Annotated in this window: 17 protein-coding genes, 1 tRNA gene and 1 pseudogene; 6 read left to right on the plus strand and 13 right to left on the minus strand. The window is 57.2% G+C overall.

What is annotated here, in order from left to right:
- Positions 1-75 precede the first annotated feature (75 nt).
- The 3 genes and pseudogenes from SH410x_RS12335 to SH410x_RS12345 all read right to left on the minus strand — a co-directional run bounded on the left by SH410x_RS12335 (position 76) and on the right by SH410x_RS12345 (position 3,777).
- Positions 76-2,016 (minus strand): WD40/YVTN/BNR-like repeat-containing protein, encoded by a 1,941-nt coding sequence (locus SH410x_RS12335; protein WP_473676792.1) that lies wholly within the window; start codon positions 2,014-2,016, stop codon positions 76-78.
- 554 nt (positions 2,017-2,570) lie between these two features.
- Positions 2,571-3,461: pseudogene (locus SH410x_RS12340) on the minus strand (ISAzo13 family transposase).
- Positions 3,462-3,513: 52 nt separating this feature from the next.
- A complete protein-coding gene (locus SH410x_RS12345) occupies positions 3,514-3,777 on the minus strand; it encodes a hypothetical protein (protein ID WP_473676793.1) in 264 nt (87 codons plus the stop codon).
- Positions 3,778-4,001: 224 nt separating this feature from the next.
- Here SH410x_RS12345 and SH410x_RS12350 point away from each other — a divergent pair, with 224 nt between their 5' ends.
- The 5 genes from SH410x_RS12350 to SH410x_RS12370 all read left to right on the plus strand — a co-directional run bounded on the left by SH410x_RS12350 (position 4,002) and on the right by SH410x_RS12370 (position 9,241).
- A complete protein-coding gene (locus SH410x_RS12350) occupies positions 4,002-5,453 on the plus strand; it encodes a sulfatase (RefSeq protein ID WP_473676794.1) in 1,452 nt (483 codons plus the stop codon).
- Between the two features lie 103 nt (positions 5,454-5,556).
- Positions 5,557-6,585 (plus strand): ABC transporter ATP-binding protein, encoded by a 1,029-nt coding sequence (locus tag SH410x_RS12355; RefSeq protein ID WP_473676795.1) that lies wholly within the window; start codon positions 5,557-5,559, stop codon positions 6,583-6,585.
- Entirely contained in the window at positions 6,582-7,568 is a 987-nt protein-coding gene (locus SH410x_RS12360; protein ID WP_473676796.1) for an ABC transporter permease subunit, read from the plus strand. Before SH410x_RS12355 ends, SH410x_RS12360 begins: the two co-directional genes overlap by 4 nt.
- Before the next feature lie 192 nt (positions 7,569-7,760).
- Positions 7,761-8,708 carry an aldo/keto reductase gene (locus SH410x_RS12365; protein WP_473676797.1) on the plus strand — a complete coding sequence of 316 codons (948 nt, stop codon included), beginning with the start codon at positions 7,761-7,763 and terminating at the stop codon, positions 8,706-8,708.
- Between the two features lie 5 nt (positions 8,709-8,713).
- Positions 8,714-9,241, plus strand: a complete 528-nt coding sequence (locus SH410x_RS12370) for a cell division protein FtsH (protein WP_473676798.1) — start codon at positions 8,714-8,716, stop codon at positions 9,239-9,241.
- Positions 9,242-9,365: 124 nt separating this feature from the next.
- Here SH410x_RS12370 and SH410x_RS12375 read toward each other — a convergent pair whose 3' ends face one another.
- The 10 genes from SH410x_RS12375 to SH410x_RS12420 form a co-directional block, all read right to left on the minus strand.
- On the minus strand, positions 9,366-9,740 hold the full coding sequence (locus tag SH410x_RS12375; RefSeq protein ID WP_473676799.1) for a DUF2237 family protein: 375 nt from the start codon (positions 9,738-9,740) through the stop codon (positions 9,366-9,368).
- 189 nt (positions 9,741-9,929) lie between these two features.
- Positions 9,930-11,069 (minus strand): Gfo/Idh/MocA family protein, encoded by a 1,140-nt coding sequence (locus SH410x_RS12380; RefSeq protein ID WP_473676800.1) that lies wholly within the window; start codon positions 11,067-11,069, stop codon positions 9,930-9,932.
- Positions 11,047-12,870 carry a SpoIIE family protein phosphatase gene (locus SH410x_RS12385; RefSeq protein WP_473676801.1) on the minus strand — a complete coding sequence of 608 codons (1,824 nt, stop codon included), beginning with the start codon at positions 12,868-12,870 and terminating at the stop codon, positions 11,047-11,049. Before SH410x_RS12385 ends, SH410x_RS12380 begins: the two co-directional genes overlap by 23 nt.
- Before the next feature lie 49 nt (positions 12,871-12,919).
- Positions 12,920-13,522: a DUF4254 domain-containing protein gene (locus tag SH410x_RS12390; RefSeq protein WP_473676802.1), complete on the minus strand. Its 603-nt coding sequence runs from the start codon at positions 13,520-13,522 to the stop codon at positions 12,920-12,922.
- A 4-nt stretch (positions 13,523-13,526) separates the two neighbouring features.
- Positions 13,527-14,531: a ketol-acid reductoisomerase gene (gene ilvC, locus SH410x_RS12395; protein WP_473676803.1), complete on the minus strand. Its 1,005-nt coding sequence runs from the start codon at positions 14,529-14,531 to the stop codon at positions 13,527-13,529.
- 100 nt (positions 14,532-14,631) lie between these two features.
- Entirely contained in the window at positions 14,632-15,174 is a 543-nt protein-coding gene (gene ilvN, locus SH410x_RS12400) for an acetolactate synthase small subunit (RefSeq protein ID WP_473676804.1), read from the minus strand.
- Between the two features lie 200 nt (positions 15,175-15,374).
- Positions 15,375-15,458 (minus strand) — tRNA-Leu (locus SH410x_RS12405).
- A gap of 49 nt (positions 15,459-15,507) precedes the next feature.
- Positions 15,508-15,864 (minus strand): hypothetical protein, encoded by a 357-nt coding sequence (locus tag SH410x_RS12410; RefSeq protein ID WP_473676805.1) that lies wholly within the window; start codon positions 15,862-15,864, stop codon positions 15,508-15,510.
- 84 nt (positions 15,865-15,948) lie between these two features.
- Positions 15,949-16,194 carry a hypothetical protein gene (locus tag SH410x_RS12415; protein ID WP_473676806.1) on the minus strand — a complete coding sequence of 82 codons (246 nt, stop codon included), beginning with the start codon at positions 16,192-16,194 and terminating at the stop codon, positions 15,949-15,951.
- Positions 16,195-16,338: 144 nt separating this feature from the next.
- Positions 16,339-16,863, minus strand: a complete 525-nt coding sequence (locus SH410x_RS12420; protein ID WP_473676807.1) for a hypothetical protein — start codon at positions 16,861-16,863, stop codon at positions 16,339-16,341.
- 240 nt (positions 16,864-17,103) lie between these two features.
- Between SH410x_RS12420 and SH410x_RS12425 the strand changes: the two genes are divergently transcribed.
- The gene (locus SH410x_RS12425) at positions 17,104-20,574 is read left to right on the plus strand and encodes a protein kinase domain-containing protein (RefSeq protein ID WP_473676808.1); all 3,471 of its coding nucleotides are present in this window, start codon (positions 17,104-17,106) and stop codon (positions 20,572-20,574) included.
- Positions 20,575-20,610: the final 36 nt, after the last annotated feature.

Consider the following 20,610-nt stretch of genomic DNA (forward strand, 5'->3'; position numbering starts at 1 on the left):
ACTAGAAATGTTTTGCGGCTCTTGATGCGTTGATGTATCGATCGACGGATGGGCAGCGTTTTTTGAAAGGCAAGCCTATGGACGGTAGACCGTCTCGGTGAGTGCTTGGTTGCCGAACATATGATAGATGACGCTTCCCGGCTTGCCTCCGTAGGTAAATCCACGCGCGGTATAGCTTGGGGCATCATGGTGAAAATCGTGCCAAGTTTGACCCGCGTCGGTGCTACGCAGGATGCCTCTGCCGCCATGCAGCGTGCTCATCAACATGATTTCCGGCTTGACGGGATCTATGTACAGCGGCCCGCTGTCGAGCGTGGTCACCTCCTGCCAGTTTTTTCCGGCATCGATGCTCTTGAGGAGTTTGGCAGGTCGGCGTCCTTGGTGGCTCCAATAGTTCTCGTGCTGGCCATCGGAGATGAACAGCGTTTCTTCTTCAAGGGGATGTTGAGCCATGCCGTCGACACCCTCCGCCGCATAGGCAAGCTCCCACGATTCACCTCGATCGTGGCTGGCGTAAAGACCGTTCCGTTTGAGGCACTGTGCATAGATGTGCTGACCGCTCGGACTGGTCATCAGGCTGAGCGCATTTTTTGTTTTCAGCGTATGCTTCCAGCTTGCACCCCCATCGGTGCTCTTGAAGACGCCGAGCTGGTAGTTGGATAGGTACATGATGTTCGCGTTGGAGGGATCGAAGCAGAGATCGCCCATCTCGCTGTCATCCAGCCATTTGCTCCAATCACCACCAAATTGCTCTTTCAAATCGAGTACGAGTTTCCAGTGCTCGCCTCCATCATCGCTACGATACAGGCGTGGATGGCGGGTACCTCCGTGACCATGAATGATGGCGAACCAGGTTCGAGGCATTGTGGGGTGTGCTTTGACGACGCTACCGTCGTGGTTTCGCCAGTCTTCGTCCCACCAGTCGGATTCGATGCGCATGGGTTTCCACGTCGCACCGCCATCGCTGGTCTTGAAGACGCCTTGATCAAGCGCGGCCACCATGGCTTGGTGCGGATCGTGCGGACTGATGGCGGGGCCCTGGAAGTAGCACAGCACCTGCAGTCCCGTTGTGCAACCGGTCCAGCTCGCTCCATCATCCGTGCTCCGGCACATCAGGGAACTGTCGCAGGAGAGCCACGTTTGTCCATCCGCCGTGACTGTCGCCGCACTGCACTTTCCTTCGGGCGAAGCGTAACGATTCATGCCTGGATATGAGCCGCGATCCCAGTTTTTATCGATCCGTTGCCGCGTCCAACTATCGCCCCAGTCTGCACTCACGCTCAGCTCACCGAGTGCCCAGAGCATGATTTTACCTTCGCCACTGACGGCGAGGCCCCCCGCGAACCGCTGTCCCGCCCGCCATTTGTGCGGAGAGGATTTGACGATTTCAAACGTGGCTGCGCGATCGCTGCTGCGATGCAAATCGCCGTTTGAGTCAAACGCGAACAGGCTTCCACTGTGGGGGGCGTTCTTGGATGCGGCCCGAACGCTGAGGATGACGCGATCCTTGAGAACCTGTTTCCACGTGACACCGCCGTCACGCGAAACGGCTAGCCCTTTGGATGGTCGGCTGGCAACGCACAGCGTTCCATCGGACAGTACTATGGGAAATGCGGGTGTCGCGTAGGAATTTTCTGCGATCGGTGGCGACGTCAACTCGCTCCAGGATGCCCCATGATCGTGAGAAGTACGAAGAACGCTCGCGGAGTCCAAGGCATAAACACGGCCATCGGGCGCCACGTCAATCGTGTGTCCAATCCCCGGCGTCATGTCATCGCCGACCGACGGCGGTTCCCCGAAAACCGGCAGCCAACTGACGCCACCATCGTGGCTCGCCCAAATCATCCCACAGGTTCCCCAGTACATGTGTTGCGGGTCCTTGGGGTCAATCGCAAACTGACGATTGTGTGAGACGATTTGTTTCCTCGCTAGCACACCCCGTTCGACATCAGCAGACATCTTGCGCCAGGTCACCCCTGCGTCTTGCGAGCGAAACAGTCCCGACAAATCGGTCATCGCCCAGACCTCTTGAGGATTGGTCGGATGCGCAACAACATCCTCGATCCAACCCCCACCGCCAGGCCCGAAAGGACTCCAAACCGAGTCAGCGCAGGCACTTGATGGCACTAGGCTGATCGCTATCAAGAGAAAGGAAACCAGGCTTGACTTCACGAAAACGCACTCCGGTAGATGTGTTCGGCGAGAATTTGAACTCCTCTCGAATGGACGTTAATGTAACGGCGCAGTACCCCACGGTGTAGCACACGGGGGCCATGTCTTGACGCGACAAGGGGCAGGGGGCAGGACAGGGGCAAGGGGCGCGACGCGGAGGCTGTCGATGGGGCGATGTGAGTGACGACGCCCTTGGGTGACACGATTTAGGCGAGTCGGCACCGGGAATCTCGATGCCTACATCATCGAAGTTTCTGAGCGACAGCGAGACAAAGAATGCGTGGAATCAGATGTATCTCATGCCGCCAGACGCCGGGCATCCACGCTCTGGCGAACGTAGCTACTCGGGTGGTTCATTCGCGGTCGCTTGGGAATTGTCCCGAAGTAACGTCCCGATTTCAGAATGATTCGCGGCTAGCGGTGTCGTTCCATTTTGGGAGGTGTTGATCGAGCTGGATGGTCATCGTCTTCTTGAAATCCTTGGCGTACTTGTGGCCGGTTTCGGAGATTTTGTCCATGATACGAACAATAACGTTAAGCCCCTGCGTGGTTTCTGTCTTTTCGATGTGGTGCTTGGCCACGTCCACGCTTTCGAGCGGCACTCCTTTGCAGGCTCGTCTCACGTGCTGGAAGACGCGGTGTTCGGCCGGATTGTACTTCGAGCAGTACGGCGGGTAGTGGCAGATGCGAATCCGCAGATTCAGCCGATTCGAGAGCGACTGCAAGTCTTCTTTGGAAATGGAATGCGCCGCATTGTTGCTGCCCCCACCGTCGCAAAAGACCAATCGTTCGGTTGCTCCGGGATAGCCTTGCCAACCTTGTTAGCTGAACTACTACTCGGTGCTTTCGCAAGCAAACTCGGAAGTATCCTCGCTGTAATTCAAATGCAACGAAGGTTTGTTCTTGGCAACCTCGTAGATGCCATGCGGGATCACGGTACCACTGCTTGAACTGGTAAAGTCATGATAGTTGACAATTGTTGGTTCGAAACCATCGGTCACTCCTTCACGGTAGGAATTCCTGAGCATTTTCTTCTTTTTCGTATCCATGCTGATTACCGACTGGCCCGCATCGAGATACTGCTACTGCAGTTTGGCAATGTTCTCAAACTGGGCGTTGCCGTCGGCATGCTGGCCCATGGTTCGCTTCTTCTGCGGCTTGCGGTGACGGTAGCCCTCGTTCCAAAGCAGTCGTTTGACGATATCCTTGCTGACTGGCGTGCCAAGATCCGCTATTCGCTTTGCTATCTGACGAAGAGAGAGATTCGTCCACTTCACCTCAGCACGCATCGGGTCGCCAGCGGTGTGGTCCTTCAGGACGATGTAGAGGTTTTCGTTGATTTCAGGCGTGATAACTTCCGCTTTCTAGCGGCCGCCGTTTTTTTCGCTGATGCTTGAGATCCTCCGTTGTGGGAGGATTCTCAAGGTCGGACTTGCCTTGCTGAATCGTCTTGGGATCGCAGCCGAACATTTGGCTGAGGTAGGTGATCCCACAGTGGCCTAACTTGGTCGCCTCGACAGCAGCGTAACGGCGCCGATCCCTCTCTCCGAGCGACTCGAGAAAACTGATCATCCTGACTTCGATTTCGGACGAATAGCCGTCCATGGCAAGGTCCTGGGGAGGTGTGATTTCACCCCAGAGTAGGCGATCCTGCTAGGATCACAAATACGGAATCTGTTTCAGGGCAGTTTCTTACTTCCTGAGAAATCTCCAACGAACGCGGAAGGGAGCAGATGGCATGGACTCAGAGCCTTGCTCGACACCCGCAGCGGCATGCCGGTTATCATTTCTTGTCTACCATGACACACCCTCGAAATGCGGTAACTGAGATGAGATGGTTTTTTCTGATCGCACTGATGTGGTTTTCGCCGACCCTGACTTTCGCGGCGGAACGATTCAATGTGCTGTTCATCATTTCCGACGACCTGACGGCGACGGCGCTCTCGTGCTATGGCAATTCGGTCTGCCAGACGCCCCATATTGATTCCTTGGCAGCTCGGGGAACGAGGTTCACGCACGCGTATTGTCAGGGAACCTACTGTGGTCCGTCCCGGGCCTCGTTCATGTCGGGGTACTATCCGCACGCCACCGGTGTGCTGGGTTACACCAATCCGCGACCGCAGATCGGCGATCGGGCGATGTGGTCGGAGCAATTCAAAAACAGTGGCTACTACTCCGCACGGGTGAGCAAGATTTTTCACATGGGCGTCCCTGGTGGCATCCAGACGCGAGGCGATGGACGTGATCATGATGGCGGCAATGGTGCCGATGACGAACGGTCCTGGACCGAGCGGTTCAATAGTCCTGGCCCTGAATGGATGGCGGCCGGCGACGGCGAGACACTCGAGAACAACCCGGACGGCAAAAGGCCCGTCGTCGGCGGAAATACCTTCGTGGTCGTCGAGGCAGATGGCGACGATGGAGTTCACTCCGACGGCAAGACGGCTGAGAAGGCGTCCGAGCTGATTCTCGAGCACGCTGACGAGCCGTTTTGGCTGGGGGTCGGCTTCGTCCGTCCGCACGTGCCCTTCGTTGCCCCGCGTGCGTATTTCGAACCTTTCCAACCCTACGACCAGCTCGCCTTGCCGCAGCGCATCGCCGACGACTGGGACGATATCCCTGTACCAGGCATCAATTACAAGACCAGCGTGAACATGAAGATGGACCTCCGCCGCCAGCGCAAGGCGATCGGCGGATACTATGCCTCCGTCGCCTACATGGACGCCCAGGTGGGCAAAGTGCTGGACGCCCTGAAGCAGTCCGGTGTCGAGGACCGAACGATTGTTATTTTTACCAGCGATCACGGTTACCATCTCGGCGAACATGACTTTTGGGCCAAAGTCTCTCTGCACGAGGAATCCGCAGCGATTCCGCTGATCATTTGTGTGCCAGGGAAACAGCCGGCGGTTTGTGACAGCCTGGTCGAACTCGTCGATCTCTACCCGACCACCGCCCGTCTGTGTGGGTTGGAGCTGCCACCCCATTTACAAGGCATGGACATTTCATCCATGCTCGACGACCCCGAGGCCGAAGTGCGTGATGCTGCGTTCAGCGTCGCACCCATGCGGAAGGGGTTCCTGATTCGCGAAGACCGCTGGGCATATATTCAATACGGTGACGACGGCTCTCGCGGCCGGGAGCTATTCGATATGCAGGCGGATCCCGAACAGTTCACGAATCTGGCTTCCTCGCCGAAACACAAGGACGTTGTCGCTCGACTTCAAGTCAAACTTGCCCGTAAGCTGGCCGATGTCCGCAACAACGACCTGCCGTCGAAATGAGTAGCAGCGTCTCTTCGAGGCACGGATCCGGACGACTTCGAGACACTGATTCGAGTCTCCGAGAGACTTGACTACTCAATCAAAAGACTCTATTCAGCTTTCTATGTGCACCAACTTCGACTCAACTAGCCAATCCAGCGATCTCGATCCCATCGTCCTGACGACGGATCTGACGAAACGCTATGGAGCCTTTGCGGCGCTGAGCAACTGCAGCCTCGAAGTGCGTCGGGGCGAGATTTTTGGGTTGCTGGGTCCCAACGGAGCCGGCAAGACGACGCTGATCCGACTCTTGCTGGGCTATCTCCATGTGACGTCCGGTGCCGCTCGTGTGGCGGGCTACGATCCCGAATCCGACAGCGTGGAGGTGCGGAGACGGGTGGCCTACCTGCCCGGCGATGCGAGATTACCACGGCACATGCGGGGGCGCGGGGTCTTGGAGTTTTTCGCCCAGATGCACCCCAGTGGCGACTTGACCCGGACGCTCGAAGTGGCCGACCGGTTGGACCTCGATCTGTCGCGGCGAGTCGCGTTCATGTCCACCGGAATGAGACAGAAACTCGCACTAGCCGTCGTCTTTGGTCCCCGCACGCCGCTGTTGATTCTTGATGAACCGACCGCAAACCTTGATCCGAGCGTGCGGGGCGAAGTTCTCGCGTTGGTCTCCAGTGAGCGCGACGCGGGACGCACGGTGATGTTTTCATCGCACGTTTTGTCAGAGATCGAGCAAACCTGTGATCGAGTGGCATTCCTCCGCAAAGGTGAGCTAGCCCGGAAACTCGTTATGGAGGATTTGTTTCAGCGTCATCGGGTGACCGCGACTCTGGACCCCGATGCCATCGTTCCAGGAGAGCAAGAAGTGCCAGCGTTCGGAGACGTTCCCGAGAGTTTGCATGGCCTGATTACCGGCTACGAAATTCGGCCGTTGGGGCCACACGGGCGGCGCGTGCAGATTGACACCGCCGGTGATCTCGCGCCCGCCCTCGCTTGGATCGCCTCTCTGCCGCTGCACCATTTGCGTATTGAACCGCTCGGCCTCCATAGCGTCTACGAAGCCGTCCATCTCGGCCGCTCTGATATTACGACCGGGACGTATGTCGAGACGCCCGCTACCGCAAACGAGGTGTCGTTATGATTCCGCTGCGAGACATCGGCATCGACCGCATGATGGTCCGCAAGAACATCGGCCAATCATCGCTGCTCTTTGTGTTTCTAGGAATTGCGATGTTCTCGTTCGGGTGGGTTCGAGTGTGGGTGGTCAAATTGCTCGACATGGGCAAATTCCAAAACATCATCGAGCAGTTCCGTGACTTTGAGCGGTTCGCGCCCGTTCCCTTCGACGCTTTGTTTACCTACACCGGGCGCGTGGGCATGACGTTCGACGAACCGATTGTGATCCTGTGCACGGTGATCTGGTGCGTTGCACGTGGCAGCGATGTCGTCAGCGGGGAACTGGGCCGAGGTACCCTGGAGATGTTGCTGAGCCAACCGATCAGCCGGACGCGATTTCTGTTGTCCCATGCCGTCGTCAGCATGACCGGCCTGATGGCACTGTGCCTTCTGCTGTGGGCCGGCATGACGGTGGGCATTGAAACCACAACGATCACCGAAACGGTACCGGCGCCCACAATCCAGGTGCCGATCTTTGGATTCCAAATACCACTGTCGACCGATCCGCCGACCGAGGACACATTCGTGTTGGGGCAGCGTGTGAGTCCGGCGACCTACACCGCATCCGTGTTGAATCTATTCGCACTGGGATTCTTCATACTGGGCCTGAGCAGTTGCTTCAGCAGCTTTGATCGCTACCGTTGGCGGACCATCGGCGCGGTGATGACGGTCTATGTCATCCAGCTTGTGATGTTCGGGCTCGGCAAAGCTGCCGAGTCGTTGGCTTGGTTGCAGTCGTGGGCATTTTTCCAGTGTTACCAACCACAGAAAATGACCACGCTTGTCAGAGAAGGCAGCCTCAGCTCACCTTGGAGTTTCACGCAACCGATTGAACCCGGTTGGTATCCACCGCTGTTTTATCCCGGTTTGTTGTTTGCAATGGGCGCTGTCTGTTACCTGATCGCGATGATTCAGTTTCACCGGAGAGACCTGCCTGCACCACTTTAAAAAAGCGGCGGGTAGGGCTCCGGAAACTTCGGTTTCGCGGTGCCGTCGATCGCCACGAAGAGCCACCCCCCAATGAAAGCCTGAGGCAGCGTCTGGTCGACGCAGGTGTTCGGGCCTGGGAAATTCAACGTCCTGGACGCCAGAGCAACGATTCGAAATGTAACGTGACGCACAAGCGAGAAAAGAGCGAAGATGATGACTGAATCTGATTCTAACCCGACGCCGGCTGCCCCCTTGTTCCAGTCCGAAGTCGTCTTGGGACTCTGGCCGATCTCGGGAGTGACCACGATGGGCGTGACGGCACGCGACGCGGAGGCGACGATCGCGACGGCAATTGAGTTAGGGGTTCGCGTATTTGACACTGCGTACAGCTACGGTCTCCATGGCGAAGCAGATCGATATCTGGCGGCGGCGATCCGCGGGGATACCGATCGTTTCCATGTGATCAGCAAAGTGGGGCAACGTTATCTTCCTGATGGAACACGGATCGTCGACAGCCGTCCCGGAACGCTTCGCAGCGACGCCGAGGAGTCGTTACGCCGACTTGGAATCGATTGCTTCGGAACTTTGATGCTGCACAGCATTGATGAGAATGTTGAGATTGAACGTAGCGCCGAGGCGCTCCTCGAGATGCGCGACGCGGGCCTCGCCCAGCGGATCGGGTTGTGCAACGCCGACGTCCAGCAGCGCCGACGCTTTGCCGCGGTGTGTGAGTGTCGAGCGATCCAATGTCCACTCAATCTGCTGCAGCGAGAGAATCTCGAAACTGTGATTGCTGATGCGTCCCAGGCGGGCTGCGATGTGCTCGTGTACTGGACGCTGATGAAGGGACTCCTAGCGGGCAAAATTTCGCCCGATCAAGTTTTCCCACCCGGCGACAGTCGCCCGGGCTATGCCGTTTTTCAAGGAGAGCGTCGCGCCCAAGCACACCGTGTCGTGAATCAACTGCGAGACATTGCCCGGGAAACCGACCGGAGCGTCGCCGACTTGGCCGTTTCCTGGACGCTCTCCCAGGTGGGGGTCACAGCCGCACTTGTTGGCGCACGTCGCCCGGATCAAATTCGCGAAATGGCGTCGGCGCGCCCGCTCGATGCCGCTACGCTCAAACGCATGACCGCTGCGATCGAGGAGCTACGATAGAGACCATGGATTGGGATTGGGAATCGGACGACGAGGACATCCACACGGCGTACCACGAAGCGGGCCATGCGATTATCGGCTGCGCGCTGGGGGCGCAGATTCAATCGGTGTCGCTCTCGCAAGCCTCCGTCTACGACGATGGTGAGGATGGGCTGCCCCGCCGGTTCGGCGATTGCATCGTAAACTGGGGACGCGTGGATCCCGATCATCGCTGGCAACAGCAACGGGAATTGCTGACGATCCTAGCGGGCCCCATCGCCGAGTGGGTTTATCGCGGCGAAGACCTCGACGAATTCGATTCGGCGAGTTGGGCGTTGGACGGGCAGCAAGCCCAGCAGTGTGTGGCGAGAATGGTGGTTGGTCATGAGCAACAACTTCGCCTCCTGCAGGGCGTCGTTGCACGACTGCAACAGGTGATTGCCAGTGAACCGGTGTGGCCTGCCGTCGCAGCACTGGCCGACGAGTTGATGATTGGCGATCCCATTGAAGCGGAGCGGGTGGCCGAGTTGGTGCGATTCTGGTGGCAGGAATAGTGATTGACGCTCAACTCTCCGAATCGAGCGAGAGTCGCGGAACCTCCCCGACCATCCACTTCCATTTCCACTCCGACAGATTGCTCGCGACGGGTCGCATCCAGCGGGAAACCCCAGCGACAACCTAAACGCTGTGCTGCTGCAACTCTTCTAGATTTGCGTACTCGAGTGCTGAAATATGGGTGGCCTCGAGGTGGACCTGGGGGGCTTTTCCCGCTTCGTATGCTTCTTTCCAGCGCGCCGCACAGAGGCACCATCGATCGCCGGGCTGCAAGCCAGGAAACTCATACATCGGCATCGGTGTGCTCAGGTCATTTCCCCGGGCGCGACTGAACTCGAGAAACTCAGCCGTCGCTTCGATGCAGACCACATGCACCCCCACGTCTTGACCACCCGTGTTGCAGCATCCATCGCGATAGAAACCCGTCATCGGGTCGGTACTACACACTTCAAGGTCGGTTCCCAGCACGTTTTTGGCACCGGATTGGTTTTGAGACATAGTGGGCCACAGAGTTTCAAGAATGATGGAGGTAGGACGGGACCATTGTCCCGTCCGAGTAATTCTTCAGGACAATGGCTCGCTTGGGGGCGATGGCTCGCTCGGGGGTGATGCTCGCTCGGGACGATGGTCCCAAGCTACGGCTCCCATCCCAGGCAATACGCTGCCGTCGCGACGCGACGTTTCGCATCAGGCGACCGGCACCCATTTGCCGTTTTCGACGTCGCTGCGACGAAGGGCATCGAGCACGCGTTGAGTTTTTATGGCAATCTCGCTGGCCCGAGCATTGGGTGATCCATTCAAAATGCCGTCCGCAAAGTCGCGGATCATGTTCACTTCCTGAGAGTCCGCTTCGCCCGACGCGTGTTCGCAGACGGCATGCTCGGCGGTATGGCGTCCAAAATTCCAGCGACAATTGTCGATTTGCAGATCGTGCATGTGGCACTGCCATTTCGCTTCCGCATCTACGTACGGCAAGACGAAGTCGTCCATCGTCGCATACCCGCGTTCACCGGAGAAAGTCGCCGTTTGTTGATTGACGCAGCGGAACGAACAGAAGAATCCTGCGGTCAGGTCGTCATCGAACTGCAATTCGCCTTGGAACTCTAACGGCACGCTACCGCCATCGTACGTGGAAATTGCACGCCCGGAGACCGAGTGCGGCATGCGATCGCCTGCCGCCCACAGGCTCAGCCGGATGCAGTACCAACCCAAATCGCCGAGGCAGCCGTGCGGTTCCAGATCGGCATTCGCTCGGATATTTCCTGATTCGAACGAATCATCGGCACAGAACGAAAAGTGACTTTGGATGCGGTGCAGTTTGCCGAATCGTTCGGGATCCTCAAGGGAATGTTTCATTGCAGGCAATCGCGCAGAATGATCAAACATCACACCGTCCATGAAGCCCACGCCGGCCGCGCGACAGGCATCGATCATTTCCTTGGCGTCATCGCTATGAACAGCGATGGGTTTCTCGCACAAGACGTGTTTGCCCGCCTTGGCGGCCGCGATCACCCACTGTTTCCGAATCGTCGTGGGCAGAGCGATGTAGACGGCGTCGATATCGTCACGATCGAGCAATGCTTGATAATCGCCCATGGCTTCGGGCCGAGTCAGGGTCGCCTGACCATCACGACCGACGATCACCGGTGGGGTTTCGATGGAACAATCATGGATGAAGGCTTCGGCACGCGAGGAATCGCGACTGGCGACCGCTGCGACAACACTGTTGCCGCTCATCCGGACCGCCTTCCAATTCTTGCGTGCGATCTGAGCCGCACCGATGAATCCCCAACGGACGATGTTGCTAGTTCTTTTCGGCTGTGTCATGGAGATTTTCATCCGTATCGTTGAGATTTACTTTGGATTGGCTGCCATCGGCGTGGGGCGATGGCCGCGCGTCGTTGGGATTGGTGATCGCATCGTCGGTGCGTTCGATGATAACCATACACATGTCGTCGAACTGCACGGCTTCGCCGATATGTTCGAAAACGCTCTTGATGATCTGCGACTTCACGACCGCTGCAGCAGACTCCCCGCCGCTTGGCGAAACGATCGCGCCGCGAACGATGTCACGTAGTGGATCAGTGCCCCATTCTTCGTCATCGATATCCATCGCTTCGTTGATCCCGTCGGTATACATCACCGCCAGGTCACCTTTCAGGAACGGATAGGTTGTGACGGCATATTCCATGCCTTCGTCGATCGCGATGGGCAGCCCCGACTCTTCTTCGCCCGGCTCATGAATCGAGCCATCCGACGCTGCGCGAATGATGGGGTGCATGTGCCCCGCGTTGACGATCGAGATGGTGTCTCGGTGGGGATCGATCACGACAAGTAGGTAGGTGACGAATCGCTCGACATGCAAGCCACTCATCAAATCGTTCAACCGCTCGATGGCGCGGGCCAGGTCCGGCTCACTGGCTAAACAAAACTTCGTCTCCGCAGCAAGCTTCGCCATGTACATTGCAGCGGCCACACCATGGCCGACAACATCCGCGACGACGACACCGACTCGACCGTCCGACAGATCGATGTAATCGAAATAGTCACCGCCGATATGATTGGCGGCTTGGTAATAGCTCTCTAAAAGATAAGTCGGTACGACGGGAGCTTTCGAGGGCAAGAATGCCTGTTGGACTTCGGTGGCGAGTTTGAGATCGGTTTCCACTTCCCGCTGCCGCAACGATTGTTCGTGCAGTCGTGCGTTATTGATCACCACGCTGGCCTGTGCGGCCACACCGGTGAGCAAGTCAATGTCCTCATCACGAAACTGACCGCGACCTTGGGTCGAGTCAATCTGCAGAGCCCCGATCGCTTTGCCGTCGCCATCATGCAGCGGGGCGCACATCATGGATCGAATTGAGAAGTCGGCGATCGATTCGCTACTGTCAAAGCGGCTGTCGTCCATCGCATCGAGTGACAGAATGGTCTCACCGCTATCCATTGTTTTGCGAATGATCGTGCGGCTGATTCGCAATGTCTCCGACTCGTCCACCTTCGATCGCGTCTTGACCCAGCGCGGTAGTAGCCCACCGTCGGGCGATTCCATCACGACAAACCCACGGTCAGCCGATGGAAAGACTTCGAACAGGCTGCCAAGCACCTTGGGCAAGACTTCGTCTAACGAAATCGCCCCCGTGAGGTTTCGATTAATTGCGATCAAAGCCGCCAATTTCGCTTCGGGTGTCGCAGCCATTTTCAGGCCTTGATCACTACTGCGAAATTCAATCTTCGAGCTCGCGACCACCTGCGTGTCGGAATCTTCGACCATCTGGATACCAAAATTGGCACCGTCGAAAGTCATTTGACTGGTTCCGCTGCGGGCAAACTCCGGAACTTCGTCGAGATGGTAACGCAACTCGACTTCACTGATCCGAATCCGGTCGCCTTCAGCGAGGATGTGCGGGCGAGTGAGCAGTTGTCCGTTGACGAACGTGCCGTTGCGACTGCCGAGATCCTCGACGGACCAATCTTTGCCGACACGAACCATTTTCGCGTGATAGCGACTGACCGCACCCGCATCGACGCCGATGTCGCAATCCGGGTGGCGACCGATTCGCATCTCATCGCGATCGAGATCGAATCGTTCCGAGGGTGCACCATGGATGGTGGACGTTACATAGGCCATGACATAACCCTCGTTGCGTATCGTAGGACAACTGACTGACGTAAACGAACTACTTCTTTGCCCGATAAATTTCCGGGTTCAGCGACGGGTCATTGTACATCTTCATCTGCCGGTAGGTTTTGTGCTGCATCCGGGCGGCAAACAAGTCGTCAATGAGCGTTTGCAGACTGTGAGACAAGTCCGCATGTTGGACTTGGCACAATTCTACACGTGCGCCTACTTTGTTCCGGTGTTCGTCATCGGCATCCGTCCGATCACGCTGCTCGGCATAGTGGTACAACCGCAGCGACATGATCGATAGGCGATCGATGGCACTGCCCGCAGTTTCCGTATTGATGGGAAGTGCGGTCGTGTCACCGACACCTGCCTCGGCCAACAGCGCTGTGATCGCATCATCGATTTGCTCGATCATGTCGTTGCGCTGTTGGTTTAGCTTATCGATCGACCTTTTCACTCCGGCGATGCGTTCATCGTTGACCTCGGGACTGCGCGCGATGTCTTCTTCGTGCCACAGTCGATAGTTGAACTCATGCTGGCGACAGACGAGATGCGCGAATCCGTCGTACGGATTTGCGATCGGTTCGTTGTGCCACTTCTGCACACAGTCGATTTGCAACTGCGTGATTTCAGAAACCGGAGGTAGTCGATTCACGGGATTAAACCTCCTTCTCGTCGATCCAGCTCATCATCCGACGCAGGCCCTTGCCCACTTCTTCGACTTGGTGGAGACGTTCGCGGCGACGAGTTGCCTTGAAGAACGGAGCACCGGCGCGGTTCTCGCTAATCCATTTGCGGGCGAACTCACCGTTTTGAATTTCAGTCAGAATCCGTTTCATTTCTACCTTGGTTTCCGGCGTGATGATCCGCGGGCCCGAAACGTAGTCGCCATATTCGGCGGTGTTGCTGATGCTGTATCGCATGTAGCTCAGGCCACCCTGGTACAGCAGGTCAACGATCAATTTGAGTTCGTGCATGCATTCGAAGTAGGCCATTTCAGGCTGGTAACCAGCTTCTACGAGCGTTTCGAAGCCCGCTTTGACCAACTCGCTGACGCCACCACACAAGACCACTTGTTCGCCGAACAGGTCCGTTTCGGTTTCCTCGGCAAAGCTTGTTTCGATCACACCGCCGCGTGTTCCGCCGATGCCCTTGGCATATGCCAGACCAATTTGCTTGGTCGATTCAGCGGCTCCCTCGCCCAGTGCGATCAGGCACGGCACGCCACCACCCTGTTCGTACTCGCTACGAACCAAGTGGCCGGGGCCCTTCGGGGCGACCAACAGGGTGTCGATACCCTTGGGTGGGTCAATCTGACCGAAATGAATGTTGAAACCGTGCGAACACATCAACACGTTGCCCGGCGACAGGTTTTCGAGGATGTGCTCGCGATAGATGTCACCCTGAACTTCATCGGGCAGCAAAATGTTGATGACATCGGCCGCTTTGGTCGCTTCAGCGATCGACATCGGTTGGAAGCCATGCTCGACGGCGAGATCGTAGTTAGCCGATCCCGGACGTTGCCCGATGATGACGTCGCAGCCGCTGTCACGAAGGTTTTGAGCCTGCGCGTGACCTTGGGATCCGTAGCCCAAAATCGCGACAGTTTTGCCTTTCAAGTGCGAAAGATCAGCATCGTTGTCGTAGTAAATCGTTGCAGCCATCGGTGTGGGGACCTTCTCAGATTTCGAGGAGAGTTATTGGTTGAGTGTTTAGAGAGTGAATTTGGTTTTGAACGATCGCGGTGCGTTGCGACCGCGTGGATCAGGCTTTTGCGTTTTCAGCGGCCGCTCGGGCGGACGCGCCATGCTCGCTATCGCTGCGAACCATTGCGATCCGTCCGGTACGGACGAGTTCGCGAATACCGTAGGGCCGCACGCGTTCGATGAATGCCTGCACTTTGCCTTCGCGACCGCTAATCTCGATCATGATTTCTTCGGGACCGACGTCGACGACTTTGCCACGAAAAATATCCACCAGCTCACGGACTTCTGTGCGAACGCCGCCCGCTGGAGCGTTGATTTTTAACAGCAACAGATCGCGTTCGACAAAATCGTTGGAGCTGATGTCGAGTACGCGGACGACCGTGACAATCTTTTCGAGTTGTTTGCGGACCTGTTCGAGCACGCTGTCGTCGCCGACGACGACGAAGGTCATCCGCGACAGCTTCGGATCTTCGGTCTCGCCGACGGCGAGCGAATCAATGTTGAAACCGCGTGAAGCGAGCATTCCAGAGATGTGAGCCAATACTCCGGGCACGTTTTGCACGAGTGCCGAGAGCAGATGACGGTAGTTCGAATTGGCCATGACGCAAAAACACAACCCCGGCGAGGGGTGTAAAAGAGGGAGCGGGTCGCGACGACGAAGAGCGGCATGATAAATTCGCCACCCGTTGCTGCCAAGGGCGGCACCGCGACACCGCTGGGACGAACCCAGGGCTCGATTTGAAAAAAAAAGGTCTGGAGCGGATGGATTCCGCTCCAGACCTTTCATGTCGTTTGAAACAATACCGAAGGAGGGACTCGAACCCTCACTCCCTTGCGAGAACTGGATTTTGAATCCAGCGCGTCTGCCAATTCCGCCACTTCGGCTTGTGAGGTTGCTAAAATATCGTCTCGGACGATTTTGGGCAAACCCCCATCACGCGAGAATCGGTGAGCTTTCGTCGGTTTCTCGTGCGAGTGCGGTTTCCCCGTCGTTGGCACGCTCTGGTTTGCGGGTTCGGGTGCGCCGCTGTTTCGGTTTGCTCAGCCCCCATTCCTTCGTCAACATCTCAAAAACTTCAGGCGTTTCATAACGCACAATGTCCTTACCTTCGGGCATCGGGCCGATCAGGCCGCGGAATACCGGCATGCCCCGCAGCGCCAAGTCGGTGCTGCAATCGTCGACGCCGATTTGGTCGTAGTGTTCCGCCAGGGGATCGATCGCGGGATAATCTCGCATTTGCAGCGTTCCATCGCGATCGCGGGCCACGATTCGGAAGGTGTTTTTGGTCATGGTGGGTTCCTCTGATTAGAGTTTTTCGGGGGGACGTTGCCGGTCGCTTGCTCTGTCAACGAGAGCGAAGCGTGGGGGGGCCCTTTAACCGCGAGCGAAGCGTTTGGGCAAAGTGTTCGAGTAAACGACCACGATGGCACCGACTGCGATCATCGCAAACGGAAACGTCTCGCCCGGTTGCCACGACTTCGTCGCGGCAACTTGCGAGCCACCCGCATCATCAGCCTTCGATCCTGGGGCGGCATGTAGGTTGGCTGAATCGATAAACATCGACTCCACGCCGATGACTACCAACATGATCCCAATTGCCAGAAATAGACTTCGTAACATTGCTCCACACCTCACGAGACTGAAAAGACGCCTACATGCAGATATCGACGGTTCAGGTGTGGCAGCTCCAGGTGACGGTCGGTCGCCGCGATCATCGGCATAGACCTCACAACGCGTCGTGTCTGAACGACGCGACTCGGATGCTTAGGGGCGGTCTTGATTTAGGAACTGATTCACGGTGGCCACGCGTTCTTCCGGTTCAGGTTCCCCCGGCGAGAACAGCGAGCTAAAAAAGCCAGGTTTGGTGGGTTGGCCTGGTTGCGTTTCGGGCCCTGCAAACAGATTCATGGGGTTCAAACGTGCCGGACTGAAGGTTGTCTTGGTGCGCTGCCACGATTCCGAAGTGGTCGTCTTGATATCGCTGAACAAGGTGTTCTTGCGTTCGACGATCCGTTCTTGATCTTTATTCGGAACGAGGAACTCCGGCATCTGCAAGGTTGGCATCTTCCAGTTCATCGGATTTAATTTTGTCGCCATGGATGGCTGTGTGGTCGCCGGTTCCTCGGCGGAGAGTGTCCCCGCACTGGTAACGGTGGTACTGAGAACTAACAGAGCGAGAGCGGCGATTCGAACGCCACCCGAGCGACGTTTCCCATCGCCCGTTGTCCGGCCAGACTTATTCGATAGAGTCTCCAGGGTCGAATTCGACGTTTGTTGCGAGCGACTCATGGTTGTGATACCTGATTTAGGTGACTTTTGTGGGTATTGAGAACGTCATCAGTCCTGGGATATCGCTCGTGCGAGGACAAGACCGCAAGAGCAAAACCGAAATTACTGATGAAGTTTCTTCGTAATGTGTTGGTATTGATCGGATAGAATGAGTTGTGTGATGAGCTGTGTTGCACCTCGACCGGTCACTTTTGCTAAATCCCCTGGTTTCCCTCCGTTCGCCAGCTGGCTTGCTTTGGTATGACTTGCCCTGATTCTGATCCGACACGGACGACGAACGACGCCATCGGACGGGCCAACCGGGAAGACCTGTGCAGCAACCCGGACGGTGGCGATGCGTCTGGGCCAGTGGGCGAGATCACGCGAGCGGGCGCTACGACGCGCAACGAGACCGTCGCGGGCACGATGCACCGGGGGCTGGAGCCTGGTGAGTCGCTCGATCATTTCGTGTTGATCCGACCGCTCGGCGAAGGGGGCTTTGGACAGGTGTGGCTGGCGACCGATGTGCGGCTGGGACGCGAGGTCGCGATCAAGCTGCCGCATCGCAGGCTAGCTCCGGGCACGGTGGAGGCCCGCCGGTTTCAGCGTGAGGCGGAGATCGCGGCCAAACTTACCCATCCAAATTTGGTTCCGATTCTCGAGGCGGTGCTCGACGATGACCTGGCCTATATCGTTTCGGAATACTGTCCCGGCCCGACGTTGTGCCAGTGGCTTCGCGATCGCAGTTCGCCCGTGCCTCCCCGACTCGCCGTGTCGATCGTGGCGCAACTGGCAGATGGACTACGCGTTGCGCATGAACGCGGCTTGATCCATCGTGACATAAAACCGTCGAATATTATCCTGACCGAATCCGAGACTGAGTTTCCGGTGCCTCGTTTGACCGATTTTGGTCTGGCTCGCATTGGTACGGACGCCAGCGACACGCATGTGGGTGCGTTGATCGGCAGTGGCCCCTATATGTCACCGGAACAGGCCGCCGGGAATACTGATGATCATGGCCCGCATTCGGATGTGCATGCTCTGGGCGTTTTGCTGTACGAATTGCTGACCGGGGAAACGCCGTTCGCCTCGGTCAGTGAGCTTGACACGATTCGACGAATTGTCAGCCAAGATCCACCGTCGGTGCGTCAACGACGGCCGTCTTTGTCGCGAGATATTAGCGCAGTCTGTCAACATTGTCTCGAGAAACAACCCTCGCGTCGGTATCGCAATGCAGGTGAGTTGCTAGACGATCTCCGTCGTGTACTCGGTGGCCACCCTCCCCACGCCAGCCCCGTTGGACACGTTGGTCGCACGTGGCGATGGGCAACGCGGAATCGAGGCCTTGCGGCAATGGCAGGGGCAGCAGTGGGTGGATTGATTATCGGCGTGGTTGGTTTGTCGGCCCTAGCGATCGAGGCGCAGAGAAACGCGACGTCGAGTGAGGCATATTCGATCAAACTGAGCCTCGCCCTGGCGACCGCCCAGGAGCAACGTGCGTTCGCTGAGCGACAACGTGGTAAAGCAGAAGACGCGCAGGCGGATGCCCTCGAGCAACAAAGGCTGGCACATCGAACCCGCGAGCGCTCACGGGCGAAGAGCTATACCAGCGACCTATCCATCGCGTACTCACGCCTCCACCAGGGACACCTAGGCGAAGCGAGAAAACTACTCGATCGCCAAATTCCGCAAGCCGGGGAGGTGGATCATCGAGCGATTGAATGGAAGTTACTCGAAAGCGAAGTCAGCTCACGCTACTCTCTTTGGGGGCGGCACGCCGGCCGCGGCACGGAACTCGCCATTCTGCCGCCAAGCGATGACGCGACTCGCCCCGCGACGGTCGTTTCTGCTGCTCTCGATGGGTTCCTCTCTTTCTGGGACGCCGGCACTGGGCGAAAGATGCACGAGCTGACGGGGTTGGATGGGCGGCTCGATGCGATCGCTGCCATGCCGTCGGGAGAACTAGCGATCTCCGGACCGTCCTGGCTGCTGTTCGGATGGTCGGTCGTCTTGATTGATCCGACGAGCGGTGTGACGCTCAAAGTGCTCCATGCTCACCCGACCACCATCGAGTCCATTCGCGTCAGTTCCGACGCCAGCATCATCGCGTCAGCCTCCCGTTATCAGAACATCCGCTGCTGGTCCAGCGAACACCAACGTAGCATCAGTATCGAGAATGGTACTCGTAACCTTGCGTTTGGGTTGACCAGCGATGGCGCGCGGCTGCTGACTTCGCATCGCAATCCGGATTCATTGCAGCTATGGGATACGAGAACCGGTGCGCTGATCGATCGCTGGAAATCTCGCTCGATTGGACAGGTCACCGTAGCGCACCAGCATCCCTACGCCGCCTACGAAGTTGGTAGTAAAAAGGGCTTTGGGCTGGTGAAGACAGACGATCTGAGTCAGCGTCGCTGGATCAATTCGTCCTCACACCCCAACGCCATTGAGTTTTCAGCGAATGACCAGTTTCTTGCGGTTGCCAATAATGGCGTGGGCGTCGAACTTTTTGAGCGAGTTTCCGACGAGGCCAACGGACACGAAGTCCAATCCGATCAACCACCTGAGTATCGCTCCGTTGCTTATGTCGCAGGACTGGGCGGCCGCATCGAGGATATTAAGTTTATCGGACCGACGGAGTTCGTTACCATTTCGATTGACGGAGCGGTTGAACGCTTTGCACCCTGCCAGTCAACCCATGCAGTCCAAACCATCGCGGCGACGGACTCGCATACGATGCTTGCCGTCGAGGGCCCCACGGGAGTGTTGACTCTTAGCCAGACTGGCGAGTTAGCATATTTTCGCGTGCAACCGGATGCGACCGCACGCACCAACGAAGCCGCTGCCCAATCGCTGTGGCATGGGAAGTCTTCGCTGACGTCCGTCGCGGTAACGGATGACGATGGCATGATCGCCGTCACCGATCGGAACGGAAAATTGCATCTACTGACTCATTGGCGAGATCAGACGAATGTATTGCAGTCCCCCACGGTTCGCACGATTGAGATGCCGTCCCTGCCCTCAACAGACGACCTTGGCATGTCCTGTTTCTCGGTCTCAGGGCGGTATCTTGCGATCATGGGCAACCCATCGGAATTGGTTGTTTATGATTTGCACAGCGATATGAGCGAGCCAACGATTCGTCGATCCTATGAAAACAGGCAATTTTGTCTGGCCTTTTCACCGGACGAACGCTCCTTGTTCATTTGCGGCTTTGCAGGGACCGAGATGATCGATTTGGCCACGGACCGTTCTCGCTTTCGGTTGCCAAGCGAAGATTTCGTTCGCACCGCCTGTTTTTCCCCGCAGGGCGACCGGTTGTTTGTTGGCCTGAGAAATGGTTCCATCGCTTGCCTCGACCAAGAAACGGGCGAGGTGCAATTCACCTTGCACAGCATTGATGTGATGGGGAGCCATTCCGACCAAATCGAATCGATGTGTTTTTTAGACAATTCAAAACTCATGACGGTGGGCCCCGAAGGCACGGCACACTTCTGGAACGTTGATCAACGGGTGCAACAGGGGAGTTTTCCAGTGATCCCTCCCACAATGCAGGGAACGCAATGCAAGTGCCTCGATATTTCTCGTAAGGGCGATGCATTGTTGATCGCGTTAGATCGCAGTACGGTTACCGATGTTCATCGCTGGACCTGGCCAATCGAAAACACGCCAATTGAAAACACGCCAATCGAAAACACGTCCTTTGAAGACGCGCCGAGCGACAGCGAGTGAGCGACCGGTGGCTGGGAGCGGTAGCAGGTTCCCGGT

Source organism: Rhodopirellula sp. SH410 (assembly GCF_055811895.1).

Bases quoted from the DNA above. Each gene is read 5' to 3' on its own strand.
- SH410x_RS12335 (WP_473676792.1), bottom strand. From the start codon at position 2,016: ATGACCGATTTGTCGGGACTGTTTCGCTCGCAAGACGCAGGGGTGACC.
- SH410x_RS12345 (WP_473676793.1), bottom strand. From the start codon at position 3,777: ATGGACGGCTATTCGTCCGAAATCGAAGTCAGGATGATCAGTTTTCTC.
- SH410x_RS12350 (WP_473676794.1), top strand. From the start codon at position 4,002: ATGAGATGGTTTTTTCTGATCGCACTGATGTGGTTTTCGCCGACCCTG.
- SH410x_RS12355 (WP_473676795.1), top strand. From the start codon at position 5,557: ATGTGCACCAACTTCGACTCAACTAGCCAATCCAGCGATCTCGATCCC.
- SH410x_RS12360 (WP_473676796.1), top strand. From the start codon at position 6,582: ATGATTCCGCTGCGAGACATCGGCATCGACCGCATGATGGTCCGCAAG.
- SH410x_RS12365 (WP_473676797.1), top strand. From the start codon at position 7,761: ATGATGACTGAATCTGATTCTAACCCGACGCCGGCTGCCCCCTTGTTC.
- SH410x_RS12370 (WP_473676798.1), top strand. From the start codon at position 8,714: ATGGATTGGGATTGGGAATCGGACGACGAGGACATCCACACGGCGTAC.
- SH410x_RS12375 (WP_473676799.1), bottom strand. From the start codon at position 9,740: ATGTCTCAAAACCAATCCGGTGCCAAAAACGTGCTGGGAACCGACCTT.
- SH410x_RS12380 (WP_473676800.1), bottom strand. From the start codon at position 11,069: ATGACACAGCCGAAAAGAACTAGCAACATCGTCCGTTGGGGATTCATC.
- SH410x_RS12385 (WP_473676801.1), bottom strand. From the start codon at position 12,870: ATGGCCTATGTAACGTCCACCATCCATGGTGCACCCTCGGAACGATTC.
- ilvC (WP_473676803.1), bottom strand. From the start codon at position 14,531: ATGGCTGCAACGATTTACTACGACAACGATGCTGATCTTTCGCACTTG.
- ilvN (WP_473676804.1), bottom strand. From the start codon at position 15,174: ATGGCCAATTCGAACTACCGTCATCTGCTCTCGGCACTCGTGCAAAAC.
- SH410x_RS12410 (WP_473676805.1), bottom strand. From the start codon at position 15,864: ATGACCAAAAACACCTTCCGAATCGTGGCCCGCGATCGCGATGGAACG.
- SH410x_RS12415 (WP_473676806.1), bottom strand. From the start codon at position 16,194: ATGTTACGAAGTCTATTTCTGGCAATTGGGATCATGTTGGTAGTCATC.
- SH410x_RS12420 (WP_473676807.1), bottom strand. From the start codon at position 16,863: ATGAGTCGCTCGCAACAAACGTCGAATTCGACCCTGGAGACTCTATCG.
- SH410x_RS12425 (WP_473676808.1), top strand. From the start codon at position 17,104: ATGACTTGCCCTGATTCTGATCCGACACGGACGACGAACGACGCCATC.